The organism is Lysinibacillus sp. GbtcB16 (assembly GCF_019091145.1).
GTDB classification, from domain to species: domain Bacteria; phylum Bacillota; class Bacilli; order Bacillales_A; family Planococcaceae; genus Lysinibacillus; species Lysinibacillus fusiformis.
In genome coordinates this window covers 1-247 of sequence record NZ_JAGXJV010000719.1, presented here as the reverse complement: position 1 = coordinate 247, position 247 = coordinate 1, and the positions used below count along the sequence as shown (strand labels likewise).

Here is a 247-nt window from a genome sequence, read left to right as displayed (position 1 = left end):
AGGTCTAGGGCCGAACGCATTTCAGGACTTGATCCAAACGACGAGCAGCCATCTGGATATGATCAAGCTGGGTTTCGGGACTTCTCCGCTATACCCTCAGCCCGTGTTGAAAAGTAAAATCAATCTCGCCAAAGAAAACGGGATTTGCATCTATCCCGGAGGCACTTTTCTGGAAGTTGCCGTTACCCAGCATGCGGTTGAAGACTTCTTCGATACGATCACCGCACTCGGCTTCAATGGCGTTGAA

The 247-nt window shown here is 50.2% G+C and carries 1 protein-coding gene; it reads left to right on the top strand.

From position 1 onward, the window contains the following. Window positions 1-247 (top strand): phosphosulfolactate synthase (locus tag KVT27_RS25695; RefSeq protein ID WP_217582288.1); only part of this gene is annotated, 247 nt, incomplete at both ends.